This window comes from Psychrobacillus sp. NPDC096389 (assembly GCF_044762855.1).
GTDB lineage: Bacteria > Bacillota > Bacilli > Bacillales_A > Planococcaceae > Psychrobacillus.
Genome location: NZ_JBIWFB010000005.1, coordinates 176,452 through 201,580 on the forward strand (window position 1 = coordinate 176,452; position 25,129 = coordinate 201,580).

28 protein-coding genes are annotated in these 25,129 nt (G+C 35.2%); 5 read left to right on the top strand and 23 right to left on the bottom strand.

The features are described from left to right. The 9 genes from ACIQ38_RS14190 to ACIQ38_RS14230 all read right to left on the bottom strand — a co-directional run bounded on the left by ACIQ38_RS14190 (position 1) and on the right by ACIQ38_RS14230 (position 8,429). Positions 1-1,065, bottom strand: a complete 1,065-nt coding sequence (locus ACIQ38_RS14190; RefSeq protein WP_402824063.1) for a Ger(x)C family spore germination protein — start codon at positions 1,063-1,065, stop codon at positions 1-3. Next, positions 1,049-2,083 (bottom strand): GerAB/ArcD/ProY family transporter, encoded by a 1,035-nt coding sequence (locus ACIQ38_RS14195; protein ID WP_402824065.1) that lies wholly within the window; start codon positions 2,081-2,083, stop codon positions 1,049-1,051. The genes ACIQ38_RS14190 and ACIQ38_RS14195 overlap by 17 nt, the downstream gene beginning before the upstream one ends. Continuing rightward, on the bottom strand, positions 2,076-3,491 hold the full coding sequence (locus tag ACIQ38_RS14200) for a spore germination protein (RefSeq protein ID WP_402824068.1): 1,416 nt from the start codon (positions 3,489-3,491) through the stop codon (positions 2,076-2,078). The genes ACIQ38_RS14195 and ACIQ38_RS14200 overlap by 8 nt, the downstream gene beginning before the upstream one ends. Positions 3,492-3,597: 106 nt before the next feature. After that, positions 3,598-4,491 carry a CAP domain-containing protein gene (locus ACIQ38_RS14205; RefSeq protein WP_402824071.1) on the bottom strand — a complete coding sequence of 298 codons (894 nt, stop codon included), beginning with the start codon at positions 4,489-4,491 and terminating at the stop codon, positions 3,598-3,600. Positions 4,492-4,650: 159 nt separating this feature from the next. Beyond that, positions 4,651-4,911 (bottom strand): hypothetical protein, encoded by a 261-nt coding sequence (locus ACIQ38_RS14210; protein ID WP_402824074.1) that lies wholly within the window; start codon positions 4,909-4,911, stop codon positions 4,651-4,653. Continuing rightward, a complete protein-coding gene (locus tag ACIQ38_RS14215) occupies positions 4,904-5,809 on the bottom strand; it encodes a CobW family GTP-binding protein (RefSeq protein WP_402824459.1) in 906 nt (301 codons plus the stop codon). The genes ACIQ38_RS14210 and ACIQ38_RS14215 overlap by 8 nt, the downstream gene beginning before the upstream one ends. A gap of 56 nt (positions 5,810-5,865) precedes the next feature. After that, positions 5,866-7,347 (bottom strand): S41 family peptidase, encoded by a 1,482-nt coding sequence (locus ACIQ38_RS14220; protein ID WP_402824076.1) that lies wholly within the window; start codon positions 7,345-7,347, stop codon positions 5,866-5,868. 83 nt (positions 7,348-7,430) lie between these two features. Beyond that, a complete protein-coding gene (deoD, locus tag ACIQ38_RS14225) occupies positions 7,431-8,135 on the bottom strand; it encodes a purine-nucleoside phosphorylase (protein ID WP_402824079.1) in 705 nt (234 codons plus the stop codon). Positions 8,136-8,207: 72 nt separating this feature from the next. Continuing rightward, positions 8,208-8,429 carry a YozE family protein gene (locus ACIQ38_RS14230; protein WP_402824082.1) on the bottom strand — a complete coding sequence of 74 codons (222 nt, stop codon included), beginning with the start codon at positions 8,427-8,429 and terminating at the stop codon, positions 8,208-8,210. 121 nt (positions 8,430-8,550) lie between these two features. Here ACIQ38_RS14230 and ACIQ38_RS14235 point away from each other — a divergent pair, with 121 nt between their 5' ends. After that, the gene (locus ACIQ38_RS14235; protein ID WP_402824084.1) at positions 8,551-10,410 is read left to right on the top strand and encodes a methyl-accepting chemotaxis protein; all 1,860 of its coding nucleotides are present in this window, start codon (positions 8,551-8,553) and stop codon (positions 10,408-10,410) included. A gap of 52 nt (positions 10,411-10,462) precedes the next feature. On the opposite strand, the gene msrB is transcribed toward ACIQ38_RS14235, so the two are convergent. The 7 genes from msrB to ACIQ38_RS14270 form a co-directional block, all read right to left on the bottom strand. Continuing rightward, positions 10,463-10,873, bottom strand: a complete 411-nt coding sequence (msrB, locus tag ACIQ38_RS14240; protein ID WP_402824087.1) for a peptide-methionine (R)-S-oxide reductase MsrB — start codon at positions 10,871-10,873, stop codon at positions 10,463-10,465. Further along, entirely contained in the window at positions 10,870-11,394 is a 525-nt protein-coding gene (msrA, locus tag ACIQ38_RS14245) for a peptide-methionine (S)-S-oxide reductase MsrA (RefSeq protein WP_402824089.1), read from the bottom strand. The genes msrB and msrA overlap by 4 nt, the downstream gene beginning before the upstream one ends. A gap of 10 nt (positions 11,395-11,404) precedes the next feature. Further along, positions 11,405-11,977, bottom strand: coding sequence for a YpmS family protein (locus ACIQ38_RS14250; RefSeq protein ID WP_402824092.1), 573 nt, complete (start codon positions 11,975-11,977; stop codon positions 11,405-11,407). Between the two features lie 12 nt (positions 11,978-11,989). Further along, the gene (locus tag ACIQ38_RS14255) at positions 11,990-12,796 is read right to left on the bottom strand and encodes a GDSL-type esterase/lipase family protein (protein ID WP_402824095.1); all 807 of its coding nucleotides are present in this window, start codon (positions 12,794-12,796) and stop codon (positions 11,990-11,992) included. A 57-nt stretch (positions 12,797-12,853) separates the two neighbouring features. After that, the gene (locus tag ACIQ38_RS14260; RefSeq protein WP_402824098.1) at positions 12,854-13,693 is read right to left on the bottom strand and encodes a DegV family protein; all 840 of its coding nucleotides are present in this window, start codon (positions 13,691-13,693) and stop codon (positions 12,854-12,856) included. 148 nt (positions 13,694-13,841) lie between these two features. Continuing rightward, a complete protein-coding gene (locus tag ACIQ38_RS14265) occupies positions 13,842-14,330 on the bottom strand; it encodes a dihydrofolate reductase (protein WP_402824101.1) in 489 nt (162 codons plus the stop codon). Between the two features lie 18 nt (positions 14,331-14,348). Further along, entirely contained in the window at positions 14,349-15,293 is a 945-nt protein-coding gene (locus ACIQ38_RS14270) for a thymidylate synthase (RefSeq protein ID WP_402824104.1), read from the bottom strand. A 361-nt stretch (positions 15,294-15,654) separates the two neighbouring features. On the opposite strand from ACIQ38_RS14270, the gene ACIQ38_RS14275 reads away from it, so the two are divergent. Further along, complete coding sequence (locus ACIQ38_RS14275; protein ID WP_402824107.1) at positions 15,655-16,326, top strand: excalibur calcium-binding domain-containing protein; 672 nt, start codon at positions 15,655-15,657, stop codon at positions 16,324-16,326. A gap of 107 nt (positions 16,327-16,433) precedes the next feature. Here ACIQ38_RS14275 and ACIQ38_RS14280 read toward each other — a convergent pair whose 3' ends face one another. From ACIQ38_RS14280 to ACIQ38_RS14310, 7 genes are all read right to left on the bottom strand, one after another. After that, a complete protein-coding gene (locus ACIQ38_RS14280; RefSeq protein WP_402824110.1) occupies positions 16,434-17,432 on the bottom strand; it encodes an NADP-dependent oxidoreductase in 999 nt (332 codons plus the stop codon). A gap of 26 nt (positions 17,433-17,458) precedes the next feature. Continuing rightward, complete coding sequence (locus tag ACIQ38_RS14285) at positions 17,459-17,809, bottom strand: ArsR/SmtB family transcription factor (RefSeq protein ID WP_402824113.1); 351 nt, start codon at positions 17,807-17,809, stop codon at positions 17,459-17,461. Between the two features lie 453 nt (positions 17,810-18,262). Continuing rightward, positions 18,263-18,853, bottom strand: a complete 591-nt coding sequence (locus ACIQ38_RS14290; protein ID WP_402824116.1) for a YpjP family protein — start codon at positions 18,851-18,853, stop codon at positions 18,263-18,265. Between the two features lie 257 nt (positions 18,854-19,110). Next, positions 19,111-19,890: a class I SAM-dependent methyltransferase gene (locus tag ACIQ38_RS14295; RefSeq protein ID WP_402824118.1), complete on the bottom strand. Its 780-nt coding sequence runs from the start codon at positions 19,888-19,890 to the stop codon at positions 19,111-19,113. After that, positions 19,887-20,324: a BrxA/BrxB family bacilliredoxin gene (locus tag ACIQ38_RS14300; RefSeq protein ID WP_402824121.1), complete on the bottom strand. Its 438-nt coding sequence runs from the start codon at positions 20,322-20,324 to the stop codon at positions 19,887-19,889. The genes ACIQ38_RS14295 and ACIQ38_RS14300 overlap by 4 nt, the downstream gene beginning before the upstream one ends. A gap of 334 nt (positions 20,325-20,658) precedes the next feature. After that, positions 20,659-21,483, bottom strand: coding sequence for a hypothetical protein (locus ACIQ38_RS14305; protein WP_402824124.1), 825 nt, complete (start codon positions 21,481-21,483; stop codon positions 20,659-20,661). Between the two features lie 485 nt (positions 21,484-21,968). Further along, positions 21,969-22,751: an alpha/beta fold hydrolase gene (locus ACIQ38_RS14310; RefSeq protein WP_402824127.1), complete on the bottom strand. Its 783-nt coding sequence runs from the start codon at positions 22,749-22,751 to the stop codon at positions 21,969-21,971. 398 nt (positions 22,752-23,149) lie between these two features. On the opposite strand from ACIQ38_RS14310, the gene ACIQ38_RS14315 reads away from it, so the two are divergent. From ACIQ38_RS14315 to ACIQ38_RS14325, 3 genes are all read left to right on the top strand, one after another. Further along, positions 23,150-23,326: a hypothetical protein gene (locus ACIQ38_RS14315; protein WP_402824130.1), complete on the top strand. Its 177-nt coding sequence runs from the start codon at positions 23,150-23,152 to the stop codon at positions 23,324-23,326. A gap of 148 nt (positions 23,327-23,474) precedes the next feature. Then, the gene (locus ACIQ38_RS14320) at positions 23,475-23,969 is read left to right on the top strand and encodes a GNAT family N-acetyltransferase (protein WP_402824133.1); all 495 of its coding nucleotides are present in this window, start codon (positions 23,475-23,477) and stop codon (positions 23,967-23,969) included. Positions 23,970-24,234: 265 nt separating this feature from the next. Beyond that, positions 24,235-24,360: a YjcZ family sporulation protein gene (locus ACIQ38_RS14325; RefSeq protein WP_402824136.1), complete on the top strand. Its 126-nt coding sequence runs from the start codon at positions 24,235-24,237 to the stop codon at positions 24,358-24,360. Positions 24,361-25,129 lie beyond the last annotated feature (769 nt).

Below are 25,129 nucleotides of genomic sequence, written 5' to 3' on the forward strand. Positions count from 1 at the left end.
TTAATCCAAAATTCCTGTGTCTGTAATTTTAACTTGTACTGTTGGTGTGATTGTTAGAGTCGGATATATTTCATTCCATTTCCCTTCTTGAAATAGTTTTGGGTGGAATGCTCTCGCAATTCTACCTAAGCCAAGTGCATCTGAATTAGCATCTAGGAGAATTTTTATATTACTCTCCATTTGGGAAGTTATTTTCTCTTCTAAAGATTTCTCTAATTTTAAGCGTGTATTTTTATCTTTAAAATTATTTTTATAATACTCCATTATAGAAACTTTCAATTGATAATCGAGCCCAATAGTCTCTCCATCCCAATGCATTTTACGTTTTACCTTTTTTATACTGATGGTTAGTGGAATTTTCTCTTCCATGTAAGTGATATAGGCATATTTATTAAGATCATCTCTCATCACATTTAGAATGATGGATTCATCTATATTAAGTATTTCACCTGTGAAATTACCGCTGTCAAATAAAGCTAATCCGACTAGTTCTGGAACATCATTTTCACTCGATATTTTCAAATATGGTAACACTAAATCAATTCCTTCATCCAATAAAATGGAACAAGCCAATTGCAAATCGGTATGTGGTACAACTGATTTTAAAGTGAATCCTTCTAAAAGCATAGGGTAATAATCATTTACCTCTACACTTATTTTCTGTCCATATTGAATAAATGGTTCCGCACTACCCTCTGTTATAATAAGCATAGCATTTAATCGATTTCTAGCGTTTCGATAGTACAAATCCAATAAACTATATAAATCTTTCTCTGCTAATTGATCAGAAATTAAAATGCTTCCTAGCTTAGATAAGTCGACCCCTTCATTCACTTGTGTATCAATTTTCTGTCTTACCTCCTCAACAGACTGTCCTTCTGCCATAAGTAGGTTAAAGTTGCTCATATTTTGCTGTTTCCCCGGTATGCCAAAATAGCCTGTCAGACTACCAAGTTCCCCATCAAACCCTATCATCGGTACAATTGCAATATTTTTGTTCAGACGCTCGTCCCAACATCCACTAAGAAACACAACACAACATAAAATACTAATTACTTTTTTCACGTAAAGCTTTCCTCCATCCTTTGAACATGATGAATAACGGAAATAACAAACCAAAGAATAAATGACCATATAATAAAACATCATGCGATTTTTTTACCACTTCACGAGAAATTAGAAATAGAGGCAAAATGATCAAGATAAGATGGATAACAATCGTAAATTTAATGCTCCGCTTATGCATCGATTTATAAAATTGAAGACCTAAGAACATGAACAAAGCAATCGAGATTATACTCCAAGTCATCCAAATATAAGTAAAGAACAAATCTAACCTTTGTAAAAATGTTATTTCTTGCGATTTAAGTAAGTACATAATAGTCACTGGTACAATTTTGATCTCTTCTAAGGCAAAAAACAATAATACATATAAGATGGTCAAAACAAAGAACAGAGTAAGTAGTGACTGATACAAAATAATTTTACGCGTGGTGATGGCTTGATGATCTTTCACAAATGGTCGAAGTAATAAATAAGCTTCTATCCCTACAAACGCATATAAAGTTTGACCTGCACCGTCCACCCATTGCTTTATGCTAATCTGGCCTATCGGAAAAAGATTAGTCCATATTAAATCCTTTGTAGATAAACTTAGCATAGCGAAAAACAAAAAAATGAATGGAATTAATATGATAGAAATATTAAAGATAACAGCATATTTACTAAGATTCGCATATAGGGAAATTAATACTAGTAAACCAATGACTATATAAGGTGGAGTTAAAGGAAAAGCCCACAACTGTAATATAAAATCAATATAAGCTAAAAAAATGACAACAACTGCATACCAGTAAAGCTGATACATCCATTTTTCTAATTTGTTTGGTTGAAAGTACATATAATATTTATTGAAAAGGATCAATATAAATATATGCAGAAAACTAACAATCGTAAAAACGATCCAAGCATTTTGCGCTGCAGCATTTATAACCCGTGATTGCACCGATATAAACACTGTTCCTGTCTGCAAAATAAATAAAAACAGAAAAAATTGTTTGTTGGAAATTGTCCATTTATCCATTTTTTTTCGGTCCTTTTTTACTGAAAAGATAAAATCCATTACGTTCTGGAATTTGCTTGTAATAAGGAAGTCTGAAAAAGATAGATTTAATCTTCTTCGGTTCGAACGGAACTAGTGGACTTAAATAAGGATGATTTAATGACTGTAAATTTAATAAATGGATAAACAAGATCAGTGATCCAATGACGATACCAAAAAAACCAAAAAGCGATGCTGCAACCATAAAAGGAAATCTTAATATGCGTATCGTCGTATTCATCTCAACAGACGGAACCACAAAACTTGCAAGCGCCGTAGAGGCTACAACAATGACCATCAAATTAGATGCAAGTCCTGCCGATACAATGGCATCTCCAATTACAAGCCCTCCTACAACACCGATTGTTTGACCAATAGGGCTAGGTAATCGAATACTTGCCTCTCGAATGAGTTCGATTAAAAGTTCTAATAACATTGCTTCAAATATAGGTCTAAACGGAACATTCGCAACAGAACTTCTAACTTGTTCCCCAAGATCAATCGGCATGATTTCAAAATGAAAACTAACGACCGCAATATAAAAGGCAGGCAAAAATATTGCCATAAAAAAACAAGCTAAGCGTACTAATCGATAAAATGTCCCGACTAAAACTCTCCCATTAAAATCATCCGGGGATTCATAAAAACTAAACAGATTAATGGGCGCTATAAGTACTGTTGGATCCGCATCAGAGATAATAGCAATTTTTCCTTCCATTAAATTGGCTACTACTCTGTCAGGCCGTTCCGTATTTATAAATTGAGGGAAAGGAGACCAAATAGAATCTTCTAAATAATCTTCTAGCTGTCCAGAACTATATATCATTTCAACATCTATTTTATCTAATCTATCCATTAAATTTTTTAGCGTTTCTTGATCCACTTTAGTCGTCAAGTATAGGATAGAAACCGGTGTATTTGACTTTGTTCCAATAATTCGTTTATCAATTCTCAATTCAGTAGATTTAAGTCTTTTTCGCAACAAATTTATATTAACCTCTGCATTTTCAACGAATGCTTCGTGCGCACCTCGGACGACATATTCGTTGGCAGGAGATTCCGGATTTCTAGATACAGTTTTGGGAAGTATAATTCGAATTAATTTATTCTCTCTCGGAAATATAAGTACAGTTTCACCTGAACAAACACTTTCTTTTAGTTGCTTCATTGTCCAATTACTTTCTTCTGTAAACGCAGTTAATCCCCATCCTACTTCTCCTGCTTCATAACGTTCTTGAATAATTCGTATTTGTTCCATGACAACTGGGGTATCAATCATTGTAGAATAATAACAGAGAATCACAGACTCATTTTTCCATGCCAGATCTTTGGCAACAAAATCAAATGTTTGAGAAAATTCTTCTTTTAAAATATCTGTAAGTTGAAGCATATACACACCCCCTCCTAGCGAAGTGTGTACAAAAACATAAAAAAGTAAACGACAAAAATGCTTATCAAAGATATACTTGATAAGCATTTTTGTCGTTTATAGAAACTTACTTTCCGATAAATTGTTGTGTCCAGTAATACCCACTATCAGATAATCCTACTCCGATATGTGTATAAGATGGATTCATAATATTTGCTCTGTGTCCTGGAGATTCCATCCACGCTTTTACAACTTCTGCTGCACTACGTTGACCCATGGCAATATTTTCAGCCGCTGATCTATACGTAACACCAAATGATTTCATTTGGTCAAATGGTGAACCGTATGTTGGACTCGTATGAGAGAAATAGTTTTTGTCTTTCATATCTTGTGATTTTGCTTGTGCTGATTGTGTAAGCTTTGCATCAATTTGTAACGCTTTTAGACCAGCTTTAGCACGTTCTTGGTTTGTTAAGTCTACAACTTGTTGGATAACAGAAGATACTTGTGTTGTTTCGTTATTTTCTTTTACCGGTTCCTTCACTACTGGTGGTGTTACTGGTGTAGCTGGAGTAGCTGGTTTTTCCGCTACTGGAGTTTTTTCTGTTTCAACTGGTTTTGTAACTACCGGTGTTTTTTCTGTTTTGGCCGTTTTTTCTACAACTGGCGTTTTTTCTGTTACTACTGGTTTTTTTACTACTGGTGCTTTTTCTTTTACTACTGGTTTCTTATACTCTTTCTCTTTCTTCGTAACGATAGATTTATGAGCTTCTTGTATTTCTTTTTGTATGATCGGTTGTAAAGCCGTTAATTGCTCATTGATGAGATTTTGAATCTCTTCGTTATTTCCATTGTTATTATACATTATTTTCATCGGAGACTGCCATTGATACATAACGGATGTATTTGCCTCGGAAGTAGTTTGTGAATTTCCAGTTGTCATAGATGCCTCAGCTGTATTAGTTGAAAGTAATAAGCCACCTGCAAGTAAACCAACCATGATAGAATGTGTTTTCTTCATTTTCATTTCCTCCTTCTTTTGTGCCCCCTTATTGTAAACACAAAATTAGAAGAGAAATTGGCATAAAATATTCCAGTAGGACCAGTTTTATCGAAAACACCATTAGAAAAGCCTTTTTCACACATGGTTATTGGATAACTTAACCACTATACTTAAATATTAGTTTCTATCTTCTGTTGACAGTTTTATATATTCTTCTTTATATACCTTCTCAAGCAATTCCTTTTTATCATCTGACAACGGGCTTTTACTAATTCTGTCGAAAGCTAATCCCAACTTTTTTTCTAGAGATAATCTTGCTCTTGGGTGTGTAAATTCATCTAATAACTCAGACTTTATCAATTCTCGTATTTGTTCTTGTGTTTGCAGTTCAGTAGTAAATCTACGTTCCTTATATAACAATCGAAATGCTTCAATCATTTTGTTCACTACCGATTATTTGAATTTTGTCCACTTGCTCCCCTATAAGAACAATTTGGGGTGGCATTTTCATATACTCGGGCAGCCATTGCACCATACCATATGCGTATTGGAACAGAAATGGATTTTTATGCCCTTTTAATGGAACATATCCTTTCATCCGATAAACTGTATCTGGTAGGCTACGAACCCATTCTTCAAAATCTTCCTGATGTACGTCTTCATGAAATGTATGTAATCTAGACGAGAGTGTTAGTTGTTTTCCAATTGCAGCTTCTTGGACCTCTTTGTCATGGAATGTTGCTTCCATATTCTTTAATAGTTTTATAGGAAGTTTGCTATTCGATGTTTGTATAATTGGTGCTTTCTCATTTAACGCTTGTATTTGCATCGTAACCGTTAAAACTTCCCCTTCCGTAAGTAAATCGATTTTATTGGCTACTATTAAATGGGCATGCTTTATTTGCTCTAAAAAGAGCATTCTCGTTTGTGGAGTCATTGTATCACGATCAAGCCATCTTTTACAATCTGCTACCGTAACAATTCCTTTCATATTTAACTTGCTAGCAAATAAAGGAGAAAAAACAGCATCCATTGCTTCCACAGGATGCGCAGCACCAGTTGTTTCAATTAATAACACATCAAAATCTTCGCCTTCAAGAAGCGTTTGGAGCTGGGCTTCCATTTTTTCAGAACCTGTGCAGCAAATACACCCTTCCAACATTTCCTTTAAAGGAATCTCCTCATCTACAGCTCTACTATCAAAAGGGAGCTTTCCTAGTTCGTTCATAATAACGGCAGGTTTTATCCCTTCAGCTTTAAATTGCTCAATTAGGTGAGATAAAAGTGAGGTTTTCCCACTCCCTAGAAACCCACTCAATAAATAAACATCCTTCATCATCCGTTTGCTCCTTTATACGTGTTGAAAAAGCTGACCAAGATGGCCAGCTTTTTTTATTTGTTTAATAGCTCTTTAACCACTTCAGTTGCTTTTTGCAATTGAGGATCATCATTCACAATCTTTTCTCGAATTTTTTCCATTAATACGTATGTAGAATCATCTACAAGTTTTCCGGTAATTTCAAGCTTGTTATCTGACTGGAATTTTTTCACCGCTGCCGTCATTTTGGCATCGAAATTGCCATTAATTTCACCAACTTCATAGCCAATAGCTTGAAGCATTTCTTTGGCATTTTGTACAGCTTCAGAAGATTGGTTTTCTTCCAAAGTTGTAGATGGATCGATCGGTGATAACATAGCATAACTTGGATATTCTACTTCGTAGTCAGGTACAATTCCTTTTTCATGAATCCAGTTTCCTTCTGGCGTTAACCATTTGGCTGTAGTAATTTTAATATTCGAGCCATCTGGTAAATCATTGACCGTTTGAACAGTCCCTTTACCAAAGGAAGTTAAACCTACTAATGGAACATTGGCAGATTCACTTAACGCACCTGCTAAAATTTCCGATGCAGAAGCACTTCCTTCATCGATTATTATACTTACTGGAACGTTTACTCGCTCTCCTGGAGTTGCAGGTGTGACAAGTTTATCTCCTTTATCTTCAATTTGAAGAATTGTTTTACCATCTTCGATAAATAAATTAGAAATATCGATTGCGGTGTCTAGACGTCCACCTGGATTTTGACGTACATCTAACACTAACGCTTTCATACCTTCACTTTTCATCTCATCAATGGCAGTGAGTAACTCCTCATACGTGTTAGTAGAAAAACTAGAAATAATGATATGTGCCACTTGATCGTCGACCATTTCAGCATAGACTGTCTCAATTGGTATTTCATCTCGTACAATTACGACATCCTTTGGAGCATTATCCCCACGTTTAATAGAAAGTGTTACTTCCGTTCCTTTGTTTCCTCGGATTAACAAAACGGCTTCGGAAGCACTATATCCTTGAATATCTTTCCCATCTACCGACATGATCTTATCATTCGGTAATACCCCTGCTTTTTCAGCGGGTGAATTTTTAATCGGAGATACTACTGTAATAATTCCATCACGTTCTTGGATTTCCGCACCAATTCCTTGAAAACTGGAAGAAATGCTTTCATTAAACTGTGCTGCTTCATTTTCGTTCATATAGTCCGAATATGGATCTTCTAAAGCATCAATCATTCCGTTAATGGCACCGTTGATAATCGCTTCTTCATCTATATCCTTATAGTACTCTGCTTCTAGTTTGTCATACGCCATGTATAACTTAGCAAACTCCGAGCGCTCAGATTTTGGAAGTATACGATCTCCTACTTGTTCTTTTCCCCAAGTCAAGTAAAGCATAGTAATTGCAACTGTTACGATAACTAGGGAGAAAATAGTTAAAAGAAAAACAAATGGTTTCATCTTAATGTAACGAGATGGCTTTGTTTCTTCTAAACATCTTGGTTCTTCATTGTTTTGCTGTTGTTCGTCCAAATTTTTCACCCTTTTCAAAAGTAGCTGTAAACCTTTAAAAAAAAGACTGCCATTTATGACAGTCTATTCTCACTTTAGTTCTCTTAGTCTTGGATTGCTGCTTCTAAAGCAACAACGATCATATCATTGAAAGTAGTTTGACGCTCTTCAGAAGAAGTTGCCTCACCAGTAATAATATGATCACTAACTGTTAATACAGATAGTGCTTGGCGTCCAAATTTAGCGGCTAATGTATATAATGCTGCTGTTTCCATTTCTACTGCAAGAACTCCGTGATCTGCCCATTTTTCATATTGAGCATTTTCGTTATAGAATAAATCTGCAGTAAATACGTTACCAACTTTTAAGTTTAAACCTGCTTCATTACCAACATTAAATGCTTTGTATAATAAATCAAAGTTTGCAGTTGGTGCAAAGTTTAGGTCATCTAAAAGTACTTTATTCAACGAAGAATCAGTCGAAGCACTTTGCGCAAGAATTACATCGCGAACTTTAACGTCTTTTTGGATAGCTCCACAAGTACCTACACGGATTAATTTTTGCACATCATAGTCATTCATTAACTCTTGAACATAAATAGAAATTGATGGGACTCCCATTCCTGTACCTTGAACAGAAATTCTTTTTCCTTTATATGTACCAGTATATCCAAACATGTTACGAACCTCGTTATACTGAACTACATCCTCAAAAAATGTTTCTGCGATATATTTCGCACGAAGCGGATCTCCTGGTAGTAAAATTGTATCCGCAATCTCACCTTTTTTTGCACTAATATGAATACTCATTTAAATAACCTCATTTCTATATATGTATCGGCTTAATAATACCGTTTTTTGGACCAAAATGCAACGAACAAGCTATTTATTTGCTTCTATATAATACTCCCAAAGCTCATCAAAAATGCTTGCAGTTAGATTCGGATGCGCCAATTCTTCAATGTACTCCGAAAGCGAGTGAAAAGAAGTTTCTGTTTTTGGAAAATCATGTTGTAAGAACATGCTTTCTGCAAATTGAGATTTTTTATCGTTCTTTTGTCCCCCACGATATTTCAATGCAAATAAATAAAAAGACTGTTTCAACTAGTTTATCCTCCTTTAGTCATAAGGTCATAGAAAATTCATAAAACTGTAGATAATATTACACAAAACAAGTAAACTAAATGATATCACTATGTTACATATCAAGAAGGGGTTGTTTTTTTTGGTAAAGGGTGCTTCAAATAAGAAGAAATCTGTGCAATGGTTTCAACAAAAAAGAAGGAAAAAGAACGATAATACGGCAAAGAAAAACACTTCTTTCTCCCTCTTTAAGAAAGGAAACAGAAAGGACAAAAGAACGATTACATCGTCTAAATCAACCATATTCCATTCCATTCGAGGAAGGGTCTTATTAATATTTTCCGTATTGATCATTATATTAGTTTCCATGCTTGTCCTAACTTCGACTAAAATGTCCTCGTCCCAACGAGCATTCGAAGATTTTACAAATGTAGATTTAAAAGAACAAATGATGGTCAATAAAATCGCGACTGAAATTGCACAACTCGCTAATGCCGAGCAAAGTTATGTAATCACAGGTAAAGCAAATTATAAAACAACTTATAGACAAAATAAAGATGCGATTGTCACCCACTTAAAAGAATTAAACAAGACTTATGAAAATCGGCCAGATGAACTGCAAAAAATACAGTCCATTGATCAATTCTTTATGACTTATCTACAATATTCAGAAAGAGTAATTGAGCTTAGAGATACACAAGGTATTGAAGCCGCTCAAAAAATTGTAAACGCTGGTAATGGTAAAACGGCTATGAGCTATGTAGATGTTCATATCGCTGCCATGAATGAATTATTAGCTAAAAATAATGCAGAGCAAATCGCGCTATTAAAGAAAGAAAATAATAACTCGCTTTATTTATTTGTTGGTTTAACCATTTTTTCAGTACTCTTAACATTATCATTCGGCATTTATCTTTTCTATTCGATTAAACGAAGCACATACTCTATCAATCGTTCGATATTAGAAATTGCACAAGCAGGTGGAGATTTAACAAGACGTGTGAAGATACGTACGAAAGATGAATTTTCAGAAATTGCTGAAAGCACAAATATTTTAATAGCTTCTATTTCCAACTTAGTTAAAAGAGTTAGTATGCTAACTGAAAATGTTTCGGCCAGCGGACAAGAGCTAATGGCTTCATCTGATGAAACTGCTGTAACGATTCAATCGATCGCGGACACAACAAATGAAATCGCTTCCGGTAGTGAACATACTATGCGCAGTATGACTGTTGCTATTCAGAAAATGAATTCTTTAGAAGAAGCAACAAGATACTTGAACAGCGATGCCCAATCGGTAAAAGAAGCAACAGATCAAATGATTGAAGCTGCTCGAAAAGGTAGCGAATCGGTTCAACACTCTTCTCAAGTCATGATGAACATTGAAGAAACAATGGCCAACACTTCTCAAACAGTAGAGGCACTAGGAACTAAATCATATGAAATTACATCGATTATTAAAACGATCACGGCTATAGCAGAACAAACGAATTTACTTGCTTTAAATGCTGCAATCGAGGCTGCTCGAGCAGGAGAGCATGGCAGGGGGTTTGCAGTAGTTGCAGATGAAGTACGAAAACTAGCTGAACAATCTCAAAACGCCGCAAAAGAAGTAACAGGAATTGTCACGTCTATTCAAACCGAAGTCGTTTCGATTGTGCAACAAAATCATGAAGGTGTGGAAAACGTGATTAAAGGCGTTGAAGTAGCAAACGAAACAAACGCTTCGCTAGAACAAATTATGAAACAAACAAATGATACGATTGCTATTATTGATAAGATGGTTGATCAAATCGGAGAAACACTTAACTTTAGCCAAGAGGTTGCAGCCTCTTTTGTGGAAGTTACACAAATTGCTGAAAATACAGCTTCCAATACAGAAACGTCGGCTGCTGCAGCAGAGCAAGGTTCCGCAGCAATGGAAGAAATCAATGCATCAGCGATTGAACTTTCTCATCAGGCTGACGAGTTAAGAAAAGTAGTAAATGAGTTTAAACTTTAAATGAAAAAAGGCACGGAAGAGAACTTTTCTCCTCCGTGCCTTTTAAAATTACTTAAAATAATTTCAAGTATTCTTCATAACCTTCTTCAACTAACTTATCTTTCGGTACAAAACGCATAGAAGCAGAATTTATACAATAACGAAGGCCCGTTTCTTCTTTTGGACCATCTGGGAATACATGTCCCAAATGAGAATTTGCCGTCTTACTTCTAACTTCCACTCGTCTCATTCCATGGCTATCATCAAATTTTTCCACTACTTCTTGCTCTTCAATCGGTCTAGTGAAGCTTGGCCAACCACAGCCTGCATCATATTTATCTTTTGAATGGAATAATGGCTTACCTGAAACAATATCAACATAAATTCCTTCGTCAAAATGTTTATCATATTCATTTTGGAATGGCGGTTCTGTTCCATTTTGTTGCGTAACATAATATTGCATTTCTGTCAGTTTTTCTTTCATTTGAATACCTCCTGCATTTTCTCTACAAATGCTGCTCTTCCAGAACCGACAAAGTATCGATGATAATGAGCTGGGTTTTTCTTATAATAGTCTTGGTGATAATCCTCTGCAGCGTAGAAATTAGTAGCTGGTAAAATTTTTGTAGCAACCGGCTTATTGAACTTACCGGAAGCATTCAATGCTGCCTTGGTGTTTTCCGCTTTTTCTCGTTGTTCCTCTGAATGATAAAAAATCGCCGTTTGATAAGAGGAACCCCGATCAAAAAATTGACCGTTGTCATCTGTCGGATCAATATTCATCCAAAAGATTTCTAATAACTGATCGTATGAAAATTTTTCTGGGTCAAATGTAATTTGCACTGCTTCAAAATGTCCCGTTGCATTTGAACAAACTTGCTCATATGTCGGATTTTCGACATGCCCTCCTGTATAGCCCGATTCCACTTTTTCTATTCCATCATATGAGTCAAAGGGCTTGACCATACACCAAAAACAACCTCCTGCAAAAGTAGCTTTCTCCATTTTTAGCACCTCATTTCGATGGTATAACTATTTCTAATGTTATAATATCTTCCTCTAAATTCAACTCTTTTGCTCGCACATGAATTCCAGAAGACATCGGAATATTCGATACCTGAATATGTACTTCCTTCTCTTTAGGCATAACAACTATCCACTCAGGTAAGTCAACCGAATCGCGTAATAATTTCAACACGTATTCTGGTTGAAGTTTCGCTTGACCTACCTCTAAGGAAGTTTGCTCTAACCTAATATTCCCGCCCTCTTCCACATACGGCTCAAAGTACATTTTAATAGGAAAATTAAGTGAGAAGATTGTCAGCTCGGAAGACAACACGATTTGATTCTCCACTGTAAGCTGTATCGGGAGTGGCTTGCCTTTCATCGCTTTGTTTAAATACGTATTTGCGATTCCTTGAAAATCTTCTTTCGTCGCATGCACCGTTAGAACATTGCCTCCCGGCGCAGCTTTTGGCATTTCCATTGGCATCGTGTCTGCTGGGGTCGTTACCCAGTATAGAAATGTTCCTATACTACCTAAAATAACGAACACCAACAAAAAAAATGCAATCTTCCATTTATTCATGTAAACAACTCCTCAAAACAACATTTCCCTATTTCGTTCATCAATTAAACCACAATCTTCTAAAGAATGAACTAAAGCTTCTCCAATTAGTTCATATCCCCTACTATTTGGATGAAAAAAGTCCGTATGATACACTAAATTCGCATTTGTTACGAAAAGTTGATCGATTGGGACAAAACAAGCATTTACATCACTATAGGCAATCGTTTCAATGCTCTTATTCCAATCTGCTAAAATCTCATCCAATTCACTTTTTTCATCAGTTACCGCAGTAATAGGATTATAAAGCCCAAGAAGAATAATAGGAGCGCTGCTATTAATCTCTCGAATTTCTTCTAAAATTTGATCATAGTTTTTTTCAAATTTCACTAATTCTTTTTCAAAAGCTTCTACACGGAGATCAAATAAATCTTTCTTCACTACTTTCATCATATCATTACCACCAATCGTTAGTGTAATAATATTGGCTTTTCGTAGCTGATGATCAATATCTCCGGCTTTTAGCATTTTTAAAAGTTGATCACTTCGACGTCCTCTTTTCGCAGTATTGGTTAAAACAACCTCTTCTATTCCTTTATACTGTGAAATTTCTTTTTGCAGTCGACCAATATAACCTGCTCCTTGTAGTTCATCCCCAACACCTTGTGTAAGGGAATCCCCAAGTCCAACAAGTTCAATCGTTCTTGGAAAAAAAGAAAAAGGAATGACATACTCTTCAAACAAAACGGCTTCTCTTTCGGAGAAATTCACTTCCTTCAGTTCACTAGAAGAACAAGCGGAAAGTAGGAATAAACATAATAAACTAACAATATATTTCATTCTAAACCCCTTTACGTATGATTAAAGGCAGGGAATTTTCTTTTCCCTGCCCTTTCACTATTCTGTCATATACATAAAACCAATAGCACCAGGACCTGTATGTGTACTAATTACAGGTGAAGTAAAAGAAAGGTGAATCTGGTTAAATCCAGTTTCTTCGATCAAATTCTTTAGAGGCGTGGCCATGGAAAATCCATTTGCATGGGAAATGCCAACTGCCTTCACAATTTTCCCTTTCGTATCTTGCATAAACTCGTTAAACAAATAATTAATCACCTGTTTGTGGCTCCGTACTTTCGCAACAGGTGTATATTCACCGTCTGCCAAACTTGCAATGGGTTTAATAGATAGCAAAGATCCTATCATTGCTTTTCCTTTCCCAATACGACCACCTTTAACTAAGTTTTCTAGCGTATCTACTACTACGAATAATTTTGTTTTGACACGGGTTTCTTCTACTTTTTGAATGATTTCTTCTACAGTTTTTCCTTGTTCAGCCATTTTAGCTGCTTCTTCGACTTGAAAACCTAAGGCAAAAGAAATAAATTGCGAATCAAAAACCGTGACATCAGATGTGGTCATTTCCGCCGCTGCTTGGGCAGACTTCACTGTCCCACTCATACTTCCTGTCATATGAATGGAAATAATTTGATCTCCATTTGCCCCTAACCTATCATACAGCTCTTTAAAAACACCAGCAGCTGGCTGTGATGATTTAGGTAATTCTTTGGATGAGGCCATTTTTTCTATAAACGCTTCTGGCTGTATGGTAACACCATCAATATACGATTCTCCGTCTATATGAATGGAAAGCGGTACAATATGAATATTATATTTTTCGATCAGTTCATTTGTTAAGTCTGCTGTCGAATCTGTTACGATATGTACTTTTGGCACTCTATCTCTTCCTTCCTCTACACGTTCTATTATAAGAAGAAGTACGGTTCCTTGTAAACTTATTTAACGCCCTATTATTACACTATATGAATAAATGAAGGATATTTGAACAATTACTTGGAATTTGTTCAAATATCCCAATCATTAATTATAGGCTTCCCTGTTTTTCATATACTAAATACACATAAGGAATCCCTTCGGCTGTTTCCATTTTCTCCGAAGTATCCACTAGAACCCATTCCTTACCATAGGGCGGGAAAAATGTATCCCCTTCAAACGATTGCTCAATAAACGTTACATATAAACGATCGGCAGTTGGTAAGATTGCTCGAAAAATCTGCTCTCCACCTATAATCATCACTTCTTCATGATAGCTTTTTGCTAATGCTACTGCATCGGCTAAATTCGTTACTACGTCTGCACCTTCTGCTTTGTAAGAAGCATTTCTTGTAATAATAATATTCTTTCGACCAGGTAATATACGACCAATGGATTCGAATGTTTTTCTCCCCATCACGATCGCTTTACCCATCGTTTTTTCTTTAAAATAAGCAAGATCCCCAGGTATATGCCAAGGCATTTTATTGTCTTGTCCAATTACCCGATTCGGATCATGTGCTACGATCAATGAAATCATCTTGTTTTCTCCCCTCTTTTAGACCGCTATAGGCGCTTTAATACTTGGATGTGGATCGTATCCTTCAATTTTTATATCTTCTATTTCATAATCAAAAATAGACGCTTTTTCATCCGATAAAGATAAAGTAGGTAATGATCGTGGTGTGCGAGCCAATTGCGTCTCCACTTGGTCCATATGATTGGCATACAAATGTGCATCTCCAAGCGTATGTACAAATTCACCGACTTCCAAATTACATTCTTTTGCGATGAGATGCGTTAAAAGAGCATAAGAAGCTATATTAAACGGTACACCTAAAAACACATCGGCACTTCGTTGGTATAACTGACAAGACAATTTCCCATTCGCTACATAAAACTGCATAAAGGCATGACAAGGAGGTAAAGCCATATCATCTACTTCTGCTGGATTCCAAGCAGTAATAATATGTCTTCGAGAATCCGGATTATGCTTAATCTGTTCGATTACTTTTTGTAATTGATCAATCGTTTCACCATTTTGCGCAGGCCAAGATCTCCACTGTCTTCCGTAAACGGGACCTAAATCGCCAAACTCCGCAGCAAATTGATCATCTTCTACTATTTTTGCACAGAAAATGTCCATTTGCTCATCCACAATTGCTTTGAAGTCAGGGTCATTTGCTGCGCGTACACCAAAATTCGTCATATCCGGACCTGTGTAATCATCACTTTTCACCCATTTTTCAAATGCCCAATCATCCCAAATATGATTATTTACTTCAATTAAGGACTTTACATTCGTATCCCCTTTGATAAACCATAACAATTCACTAACAACTAAGCGAAAAGCTGTTTTTTTCGTAGTAAGTAAGGGGAAACCTTCCACTAAATCAAACCGCATTTGGTAACCAAAAACACTTTTCGTCCCCGTTCCCGTGCGATCCCCTTTTTCGACACCATTTTCCATAATATGTTTACATAACGTTAAATATTGGTCCATTTGTATACCTCATTTTCATTTTCTATAGTTCCCTTTAGTATAACAAAAAATGCCCTCTAATAGAGAAGGCATTTTGGTTTGTTTTTAAGCTGGAGTATATTTTGAAAAAAGAAATGAGATTTCCTATATCTCTTTTTGTATATATATTATATAGTTATATTTACGCAAGTCTATATACATAGAAATACATTATTTTTTTCACTTTCACATTTCAAATGTCATAAAAACAAGGGAAGGAGGAGATAGCGATTTTGTAGTTTATAGCACCACGGATGATTTGGAAGCTAACACAATTTAAATTTGTAAAACAATTAAAGTGATATTTACTTGATTTTTTCTAACATCAGGAGGTAACAACACAATGGATGCTGCTTTTTTACTTATCGGTTTTTTCACTCTCTTATTTTCTTTAATATATTTAGTCATACATTTTTTACGTAAAATTAGAAATCGAAATCATTATCTATCCAAAAAGATTTTCTATTCTACTTTTGTAGGTGGATTGGTACTTTTTATCATTGGAAGCTCTCTCTCCGATACGGGAATTCAGAAACAACTGGATGACTCAATCGCCAAAAACACTGAATTGGTAGACCAAAATGAAAAGCTACAGTCGGATATAAAAAAATTAACAGTTACAAATGAAGAATTACAGCAGGAAAAAGATAAACTCTCTACCGATTTAGAACAAGTTACTTCTCAAATCGACACTGATAAGAAATTTGAATCTGAGAACAAAATTTTACAACAGCAAGTTGCAGAACTTACTGAAAATAAAACTTCACTTGAAACTCAAGTAAATGAGCTAAAAGATCAGTTAGCTGCTGAGAAGACAATTGCAGCAGCTAGTAGTTCATCAAATAGTTCTTCTAGTAATTCGAATGTATCCTCTACTAATATTTCTAGTGAAAAAGAATATTTTGCGAACTGCACTGAATTAAGAACTGTATATCCGTCAGGTGTTTCATCCGACCATCCTGCTTATCACTCCAAAATGGATCGCGATAAGGATGGATGGGCTTGTGAAAAATAAGAATTAGTAAGGTACTTATTCGAAAGAGTTATGTGAATCACACTATAAAAGCCTAAATTTTCTCTGTCAAAAGCGTGAATTTAGGCTTTTCTTACTTCATTTGTCAACTATTTGATTTTTAATATTATTTTCCCTTTGGCCCTTCCTGACTCCGCATATTCCATTGCTTTTTGAGCATCTTCAAATGGAATAACTTTATCAATTATCGGTTTGATATTACCAGTCTCAATAAAGTTCGAGATTATACTTAATTGTTCTCCACTTGGTTTCATAAACAAAAACGTATATTGAACATCGTGCTTCTTTTCAAGTTTTGTAAGTTTATTACTCGCTACTGAAAACAAGAAAGTTTTCAAAAATCCGGAACCATATTCTTTACCAAACCGGGCATTCGGTAAACCAGAAACGGAAACAATTTTCCCTCCGTTTTTTACCACTTGGAATGATTTTTCGAGTATATCTCCTCCAAGTGTATCAAATGTGGCATCCATGTTTTTCAGTATCTCCTCAAATTTTTCTGTCTTGTAATTGATAATTTCATCTGCGCCAAGGGATTTTACTAACTTCGCCCCAGCATCACTTGCCGTAGTTACAACAGTGGCACCCATTAATTTGGCCAGTTGAATAGCAAAGGTACCGACACCTCCAGATCCAGCATGAATTAAGATCTTTTGTCCTTTTTGTAATTGTAAAATGTCTACTAGGGCTTGATAGGTCGTTAGCCCAACGAGCGGGATCGATGCTGCTTCTTCAAAGCTCAAGTTTTTAGGTTTTAAGGCGATGTCATCTTCGTGAATAGCGATATATTCAGCAAAAGTACCGATTTTACTCTTACGTGGACGTGCATATATTTCGTCACCAACTTTAAAACGAGTCACTTTTGCGCCAACCTTTGCAACGACACCGGAAAAGTCATTGCCTAAGATAAGAGGCATTTTATAATTAACTAACATTTTCACTTTGCCATCCCGTATCTTAAAATCAACAGGATTAATACTAGCTGCATGAATTTCCGCGAGTACCTCATTTTCACCAATTTCAGGTGTGGGCATTTCTGCTAAACGCATTGGAACTTTCCCATACCTATCCATAACCATTGCTCTCATAGCCTATTCCCCCAAACAAAATATCTTTAGATTTCATTATTTCCATAGAAGTTCTGCATGAACTTATCAATATCCAACACAAGCGTTTTTAATAAACCTAATTCTGAATGTACATTAATATAATAAAAGTTTTTTGTCCCTTCCTTACGCATTAAAATAACACCAGCATCTCGTAAAACCTTCAGATGATGGGACACAGCAGGTCGAGAAAGATGTGTTTGCTTCGTGATTTCTCCCACTCGTAATCCTGTTTGACAATCCGTTCCCATTAGAACTAACAAGATCGATTGACGAGTTTCGTCACCGATTGCCAATAATACTTTTTGACAATTAATAAAATCTTCTTTAATCATATTTAGTTGGTCCTGTTTATTCATGTCAGTAAAAAACCTCCAATAATCAGTTCAATCGTTTAAGTTGATGAACCATATTGCCGAATACAACAATAAACTATTGTTCTGTTAGCTGCAATATTGAGAAAGCAAATCGAGACGAATGAATTTTAAACTGAAGCATTCCTAACTTTTAATGTTAACAACTTTAGTATTCCACCCGATCCATTAATAAAATCAACACTAGAGAAGGAATCTAAATGCCTTCTAAAAAAAAGAACTGAACTGATAATTGCTTTATTGCTATAGGTTCTAGATGCACAACATCCGGAGATGAAATCGAAATTCGAAAAATCTTGGGGTACAATTTGGGGTGCATGCTTAAATACATGATTTTTCGATAGACTAAATAATTACTTAAACAACGGCTTGATGTCAAAAAAATATTGGTATATTAATATTTCCCAATAAAAAAACACTCGTAATTTTTACGAGTGTTTAGGATAACCATTTAGGCGGTGTATTCTTCGACCAAAAAATTTCGCCTAATGCATAATGTTTGGAATAATTATCTTCAGCTAGGTGATAATGAAAATTGAAGTAATATCCATCTTGCGGTTTTTTGTCGGTTCTTACATGAAATCGAATGAAATCTTTTCTTGTGTGTTCATTGTAAATGTGAAATATTTTTTCGTGGTACTCCCCTGAAGGGTGTTCTGTAATCGATAGGTTTGCTGCTTTTTCGCTTTCTACTTTAGCTATGGTTGTGTCTATTACTTCTTGTATTCGAGGGAAAATGACATCGTCAAATTCATTTTGTATCACTGGTCCGATTCGATTGCCGAATTTTATGTATGCTTGCTCTCTAGCTGCTCTGGAAATCGTTTCACTTAAATTTGGTGAATCTAGTGAATCTATAATGGATACTTGATCAAATTCAAATTCACTTGTATTCGCATCCGAAGCAATGGATTTCGTCGGATTTTTGTTATCTAATAATTGCTCCCAAATTAGATGGTTAGGAGAGATAAGTCCAAATGTTAAGAAAGCGACCGTAATAATAATCGTCTTTTGCAACCACTTTTTCATTCTTTATCACCTTCAATTATGACCAAATTTATAAAGCTTCTTACTATTCGAAACGTTTTTACGAACAAAAGGTTTCTTCTTCTATGTATTCATTGTACAATAAAAAGTGTAGACATTCAGTAGCTTTTTTAAAGTAAGGAGGAAAGTCACTATGGACGCAGATTTAATCATTGGTATCGGCTTTTTATTTTTATTAGGATATTTAACGTCACTTAACTTTACAGACTAACAAAAAGCTGTCATCATTGACAGCTTTTTTAAATATCGATAATGCCATAATGAAACTTAGAAGTTAATCTCGTTAACTGCTTGAACTGATATTTATCAAACAGAGGTGATCGAAAATGAGCTTTTAGAACTACTCTTTTTTTGGCCACACGTTTCGCTTCTTCCACCCATTCATTAGACAAAGATTCATGCACTCCAGCTTCCCGAAGTGTTTGGAAATTGGACGATTCTTCTATCACTTCTTCAAACATAGGATCCATATAAACTACATCATAAGAATTAGCTTCCATTTCTTTTAAATAATCTACTGCATCTTGCTGGATGATATGGATACGCCGCATACTTTCTTGCAATTCCATGCTTTCTGTTTCATAGGATTTTAGTTCGCGCTCTACTACAAAAGCAATCATTGCATCTTTTTCACAAGCATCGACTACTCCTTTTTCTCCAACTGCAAATGAAGCTAGTATGCTATCCGAGCATAACCCTGCAGTTGTATCTAAAAAACGATCTCCTTCTTGTAAATTCAACGCTTCTAGTAGTAAGTCTTTTTCTCCATTTAATATTCGCTTCATCCGAAATGCTGCCGAATTTGGGTGAAAGAAAAAAGGAGAAGTAGAACCGTACACATACAGTTCCAATCTCTCCTTACTAACAACTAATACATTAGCCTGCTGCTCCTGTTGCAACTTCTGCATAGACTTCTTTTGACGTCTAACATAGGGCAAAGTTAGTTCACTAGCAATTTCTTTTGCCTTTTGAACAAATAAATCATTCGTTCGACCAGCTGTAGTTACAATTGTTTTCATGAAGAAACGATTTGTGTCAGAACACCAGACAGATGCTCTTTAATTGTTTCCATCGAATTGCTTTCAATTTGCTCGCGTGGAATGAAATAAGCCAATTGGTCATCTTTCCAAATCGCGATTGAAGGCGAACTTGGTGGTACTTCTTCAAAGTAACCTCTCATCGTTGCAGTTGCTTCTTGATCTTGCCCAGCAAATACAGTAACTAAGTTAGTAGGTTTCACTTCTAATTCTTCCACTGCCGCTATTACTGCTGGTCTTGCTAGTCCTGCTGCACAACCACATACGGAGTTTATAACGATTAGGGAAACTCCTTCTGCGTTTGCCATATGGTCCTGTACATCTTCTGGAGTTACTAATTCTTTAAATCCTGCATTTGTTAATTCACTTCTCATTGGTTTGACTATGCCCTGCATATACTCGTCGTAAGCGTTCATACTATCGCCTGCTTTCATTTATATTCACAAATCCTATTATAACAGGACTTGTATAGCATTTGCTATTATACTGTTTTCGTATATTTTCACGCCTTTTCAAAATTTTTGTGACTTTTTCGTGATTACTGTGACTTTTATGTAAAACCATAAATATTTTTGTTAAACATGTTTTACAAATATACACGGTAATATCACAAAATCACCAACCGCAAAGGTTGGTGATTTGTTCTTTCTATACAATACAAATTTTAATGAACAACATTTTCAGTCTGAACATTATTTACTACAACTAATAATTTCACTGCAGACATTCCAGCGATATTTTCAGCTAGAGCTATTGAACTGAAATAAGTTCAGTTATAGTTTCCCCATATGAATCAACAGTTTTGATTATACCAAAGTCAGGAGCAAGATAATCCCTTGTACCGTTTGAATATTTAATAATAACAACATTTTTAAATGTTCCAGCTTTTACGGTTATTGTACTCGTTGTGCTTTCAACCTCTAGATAATCAATAGCTTCTTCCCAATCTTCCGTGAAGTAACTATTTATCGTTTCTTTTCCTTCTATGAACGGATAAGTTAAATTAAAAAATATAAAATCGGATTCATTCATACCAAAACTAATACCACTACTATTTTCAGCATAGATGTATTCATATTCATTACTCACTGAAGTTAATTTAGTATATGATGATGGATCTGAAGAAGATTTAGTTACAATAAAAGACTGTGTTGTGTCGTCAATAAAATTTGGATAATACGTGAGTTTCAATCCTACTTTTGGAGCTAGGCCGCCTGTTACTCCTTTTAATAAAGCTAGTTTACTTTTTGATGGTGTTTCATATTTAACTTTAGAATTCTGCTGTATAAAACTGCCCCCACCTACACCATAAAGGCCACCTGAATTCCCTTTATAACTATAGACCCTAAATTCCTCACCTTTTTTCAAAGTACGAACAGCTGTGAGTGATTGATCAGCATTCAGTTTCACTAAATTTGTTGGTGTTAAAATTGTAACTTTACCGATTTGACCAAGTTTTAACTCAGTCTTCCCCCACATAACTTTCGAAGCTGCTTCAACTGTATTTACTTGAAAAGTAAATACTCCTAGAGCAAATATTGCAACTAAGACACTTTTGATAAATTTTGAATACATATGTCTTCTCCCCTTCCCAATTAAATTAATAGTACATTTTTGAAAAAATAATGTCTATATCCTTATTAAAAACAAACAAAAAAAGCTCCTCTGCTTCAACAGAGGAGCTGTAATTCATGAGATTCTGCGAAGGGATCTCACATCCTATAAAATTTCCTTCAATAGTATAATTTATACTGGTAATATTATCTTCTTGCATCCAACGTATTATTTTTTTCTTTAGCCCTCCAATATCTCTTGCAAGTGCTTGTCAGATGAATGAATTCGTTCTAAGCTGATCAGCAGCTATAACATCATCCAATGTTTTTAATAATTGAATTTACGAGAGCTTACCTCAAAATTCTTTTTAAGTATCAATAATGTTTTCATTCTAACAAGTTGCAAAATTAGCTTCATATAGATGTTCACATTATTTGTTACTATCTACATCCACTTCATATTTTTAGTTTCTGCAATTGTTTACCATTTTTCCCTTAAGACAACTATCAGCCAATAAATTGTATTAATTGTTGATTAAACTTGTCTTTTTCTTCCAAGAAAGGAGCATGACCACTGTATTGAAATGGGACAAGCTGTGAATTCTTTATTAACTTATTTGTTTCTTGCCCTTTATGAAACGGAACAACTTTGTCATGAATACCATGAATAATTAGTGTGGGAACTAATATTTTTCCAAGATCGCGGTACACATTCTCATCTCTTAATGTCATCATAATCGCTGCAGTGGACCAACCAGCAGCCTCTAATCCTAACTGAAAAAACCAATCAGATAATGGAATCGAAATATACTGGAAGAAGAAAATATCTGTTACTCCTCGGAGCATTTTAGGGCGATCATTAAGTGTTTCAGTAATGAAAGTATTTGCTACTTCTTCTTCCACACTAGACGGAGAAGCCGCGTCTATTAAGACCAGTTTTAATACTCCATAACCTTGATATCGAGCCATATATCGAATCGAGATTGCCCCTCCAGTTGAATGTCCAGCGAGTGTGAAATCGTTTAGCTGCAAGGCTCTTACTACTGTATGAACATCATCTGCCAATCTGTCAAAATTGTACCCACTGATTGGTTTATCCGAATTACCGAAGCCTCTCCAGTCAATGCCTATACATCGAAAACCCATTGCTGGAAGAACATTAAACTGATATTCAAACTGCTTATGACTTAAAGGCCATCCATGTATAAACAGTATTGTTTTCTTTCCCGCTGGATTGATATCCTCTACATATATTTTTACTCCTTGTTCTACTTCAACAAAGTATCCCATGCTATCCCTCCGATTACTCCAAGTGCTATTAACCTTAAGATACTCTTTTATGGATACAGAGGTGAATTCCTGTTCGTTGTTTCAACTTTGACGGTATAAGAAGTACAAAGGGTTGCACAATAATTGGTATTGTTCTATAGCAATATCTACTGATTGACCTGTAGCCACTTTATTTTTTATCTAAGATCAGCTTAATTCAAATAAATTATTTACAATGAATTCCCAAATTAAATCAAATTGAATACCAACTAAATCCCCTTAATCCAAGCCTCCAGATTCAATTTACCCAATACTTTCATATAGAGGTTACTTTTTGCTGTTGCGGTAGATATCAATTAGTTAATTGAATAAATCATTATATATTGGTGAATGCTTATGTAAAAAAGGAGAGTAATATAATGAAACTAGAGTTAACCATAAATGATTTTTATGTGGAAAGTCTGAACGAGATAGTTAAACAATTCAATGAATTTGTTCCGAAACATGCCTCCTATTCATACTCTACTCAAGATGTTATTGAGTTACTAATCATTAAGGAATATGTGAATTGTGAAATGCTACTTAATAGACCTTGAAAAGGGTCTATTTTTTCGTGTATTTATTAGTCTAAAAGCAAAACTTTCTATTCGTTTATAAGTCAAAAAAGAATATACGTTCTATTTTTCTTGTTCATTATCGATTAATAGACTATACTTAAATCAATACATATTGGGGGGAAATAAAATGCCGTCTAACGATTTAAAGTCTTCCGTTATACTGGTTGAATACAGTGATACTTTCGATGAACAACTATCCAACTACCATTTGCCTGAAGAGCAACTTCAATTTACCAGTATGCCTTTGGATAAAATTAAAAATCCTCAAGTTTCTAATAGTGCTAAACATGTATTAATACTTGAAAACAGTGTCCCCGTAGGTTATTTTGCTTTAGAAGATGGAGAAAAGCTTTTAAAGTACACCAATAACCCTGAAGCTCGTTTGCTGACAGCTTTCTCCATTGATTCAAAATATCAAGGAAAGGGATTGGCAAAGAACGGTCTTCAGTTATTACCTGATTTTGTTAGGAATAATCTTCTAGGAACTAACGAAGTAGTCCTCGGTGTTAATAAGAGGAATACGCCCGCTTATCATCTTTATTTACAAACAGGATTTGTAGATGAGAACGAATTTTATGAAGGTCCAAAAGGTCCTCAACATATTTTGCATTTGACAGTCTAAAAGAAGAGCTATTTAGCTCTTCTTTTGTTTGCTAGGATGTCAGCGCCACTGCCCATCAAGTTGATTTCATTCATTTCTCAGGGACATTTGCCCCAATGCTTTTTCAAATGATGAATAAGCTACTTAGTAACTGAAGAGCATGTCATATCACGCTTGCTATGCCTCCAGTGGTTTTTAATGATTTATTTAAAACCAAACAAATGAATTAGAATTACCTTTATTATTGTCATAAAAGGTACTATTCCAAATATAGGAGGTGTTCAATATGGGAGAAGCGGTTGGCGGATACGGAAACGGTTCAGGTTTCGCTTTACTTGTTGTTCTGTTTATTCTTTTGATTATTATCGGTGCAAGTTTCTTAGGTCGCGGTTACGGCGAAGGTTACTGCTGATGACAAAGAGCTTCATAATACAGTCTAAGACAGGTTTTACCTGTCTTTAACTTTTTATCAGGCAGCCTAGCCCGTCAGTGATTATTTAACTTTCACCACAGTCCTTGGATTGTCTGAATAGAACTTGCGAATTGCCATATTAAAGTCTGTGTATTGTTATGCCTTAGAACTTTACTCATGCCGTACTTTATACCCTGCACTAGTTTATCAAGATTGGGTTTCTTATTAGGCCATATTTGTCCTTCTATTGCTTAAGCAAGTTTCAATTTATTAGAGGATTTAGGTATCGATTTAAAAATATATACATAAAAACTTAATTCTGTCTCAATTAATGGCTGTGCCTGTTCTGCTTAAGTCATTTTTACAAAATGTTTAAAATCTCGTAATTTGATTGGAATAACTGCTCTAACGTGACTCTATATGAAGAAAATCTTGGTCGCCTTTGTTTATTGTTTTTTTTCATTGTTCATTTTCATAAACAACCTCAGGTATTTTCATTACCTTCCTCCAGTTGTTGCTCTCCAAGAGTTGCGATAAATCAGAAATTCTTTACCCTACAGTTCGGAGTACGTCACATTCACTAGGAAAATTGTTTATATATTTATTCACCAGCCAGTATATTGATCGTTGATGCCCTCTATTCGCTGATAGTTTCATAGATTTGCATGGCGAAATCTTTTGAATTAAGGCTATTTTCTAAAGTCGATTCCACGTGTTGCGTTCAGAAAATACACAATCCTTGTAAAAATATTTAGAGACCAAAGCGACT

Excerpts from the sequence above, each read along its gene's own strand:
- ACIQ38_RS14195 (WP_402824065.1), bottom strand. The coding sequence starts at position 2,083 with ATGGATAAATGGACAATTTCCAACAAACAATTTTTTCTGTTTTTATTT.
- ACIQ38_RS14200 (WP_402824068.1), bottom strand. The coding sequence starts at position 3,491 with ATGCTTCAACTTACAGATATTTTAAAAGAAGAATTTTCTCAAACATTT.
- ACIQ38_RS14205 (WP_402824071.1), bottom strand. The coding sequence starts at position 4,491 with ATGAAGAAAACACATTCTATCATGGTTGGTTTACTTGCAGGTGGCTTA.
- ACIQ38_RS14210 (WP_402824074.1), bottom strand. The coding sequence starts at position 4,911 with ATGATTGAAGCATTTCGATTGTTATATAAGGAACGTAGATTTACTACT.
- ACIQ38_RS14215 (WP_402824459.1), bottom strand. The coding sequence starts at position 5,809 with ATGAAGGATGTTTATTTATTGAGTGGGTTTCTAGGGAGTGGGAAAACC.
- deoD (WP_402824079.1), bottom strand. The coding sequence starts at position 8,135 with ATGAGTATTCATATTAGTGCAAAAAAAGGTGAGATTGCGGATACAATT.
- msrB (WP_402824087.1), bottom strand. The coding sequence starts at position 10,873 with ATGAAAGAAAAACTGACAGAAATGCAATATTATGTTACGCAACAAAAT.
- msrA (WP_402824089.1), bottom strand. The coding sequence starts at position 11,394 with ATGGAGAAAGCTACTTTTGCAGGAGGTTGTTTTTGGTGTATGGTCAAG.
- ACIQ38_RS14250 (WP_402824092.1), bottom strand. The coding sequence starts at position 11,977 with ATGAATAAATGGAAGATTGCATTTTTTTTGTTGGTGTTCGTTATTTTA.
- ACIQ38_RS14255 (WP_402824095.1), bottom strand. The coding sequence starts at position 12,796 with ATGAAATATATTGTTAGTTTATTATGTTTATTCCTACTTTCCGCTTGT.
- ACIQ38_RS14265 (WP_402824101.1), bottom strand. The coding sequence starts at position 14,330 with ATGATTTCATTGATCGTAGCACATGATCCGAATCGGGTAATTGGACAA.
- ACIQ38_RS14270 (WP_402824104.1), bottom strand. The coding sequence starts at position 15,293 with ATGGACCAATATTTAACGTTATGTAAACATATTATGGAAAATGGTGTC.
- ACIQ38_RS14275 (WP_402824107.1), top strand. The coding sequence starts at position 15,655 with ATGGATGCTGCTTTTTTACTTATCGGTTTTTTCACTCTCTTATTTTCT.
- ACIQ38_RS14280 (WP_402824110.1), bottom strand. The coding sequence starts at position 17,432 with ATGAGAGCAATGGTTATGGATAGGTATGGGAAAGTTCCAATGCGTTTA.
- ACIQ38_RS14285 (WP_402824113.1), bottom strand. The coding sequence starts at position 17,809 with ATGAATAAACAGGACCAACTAAATATGATTAAAGAAGATTTTATTAAT.
- ACIQ38_RS14290 (WP_402824116.1), bottom strand. The coding sequence starts at position 18,853 with ATGAAAAAGTGGTTGCAAAAGACGATTATTATTACGGTCGCTTTCTTA.
- ACIQ38_RS14295 (WP_402824118.1), bottom strand. The coding sequence starts at position 19,890 with ATGAAAACAATTGTAACTACAGCTGGTCGAACGAATGATTTATTTGTT.
- ACIQ38_RS14300 (WP_402824121.1), bottom strand. The coding sequence starts at position 20,324 with ATGAACGCTTACGACGAGTATATGCAGGGCATAGTCAAACCAATGAGA.
- ACIQ38_RS14305 (WP_402824124.1), bottom strand. The coding sequence starts at position 21,483 with ATGTATTCAAAATTTATCAAAAGTGTCTTAGTTGCAATATTTGCTCTA.
- ACIQ38_RS14310 (WP_402824127.1), bottom strand. The coding sequence starts at position 22,751 with ATGGGATACTTTGTTGAAGTAGAACAAGGAGTAAAAATATATGTAGAG.
- ACIQ38_RS14315 (WP_402824130.1), top strand. The coding sequence starts at position 23,150 with ATGAAACTAGAGTTAACCATAAATGATTTTTATGTGGAAAGTCTGAAC.
- ACIQ38_RS14320 (WP_402824133.1), top strand. The coding sequence starts at position 23,475 with ATGCCGTCTAACGATTTAAAGTCTTCCGTTATACTGGTTGAATACAGT.
- ACIQ38_RS14325 (WP_402824136.1), top strand. The coding sequence starts at position 24,235 with ATGGGAGAAGCGGTTGGCGGATACGGAAACGGTTCAGGTTTCGCTTTA.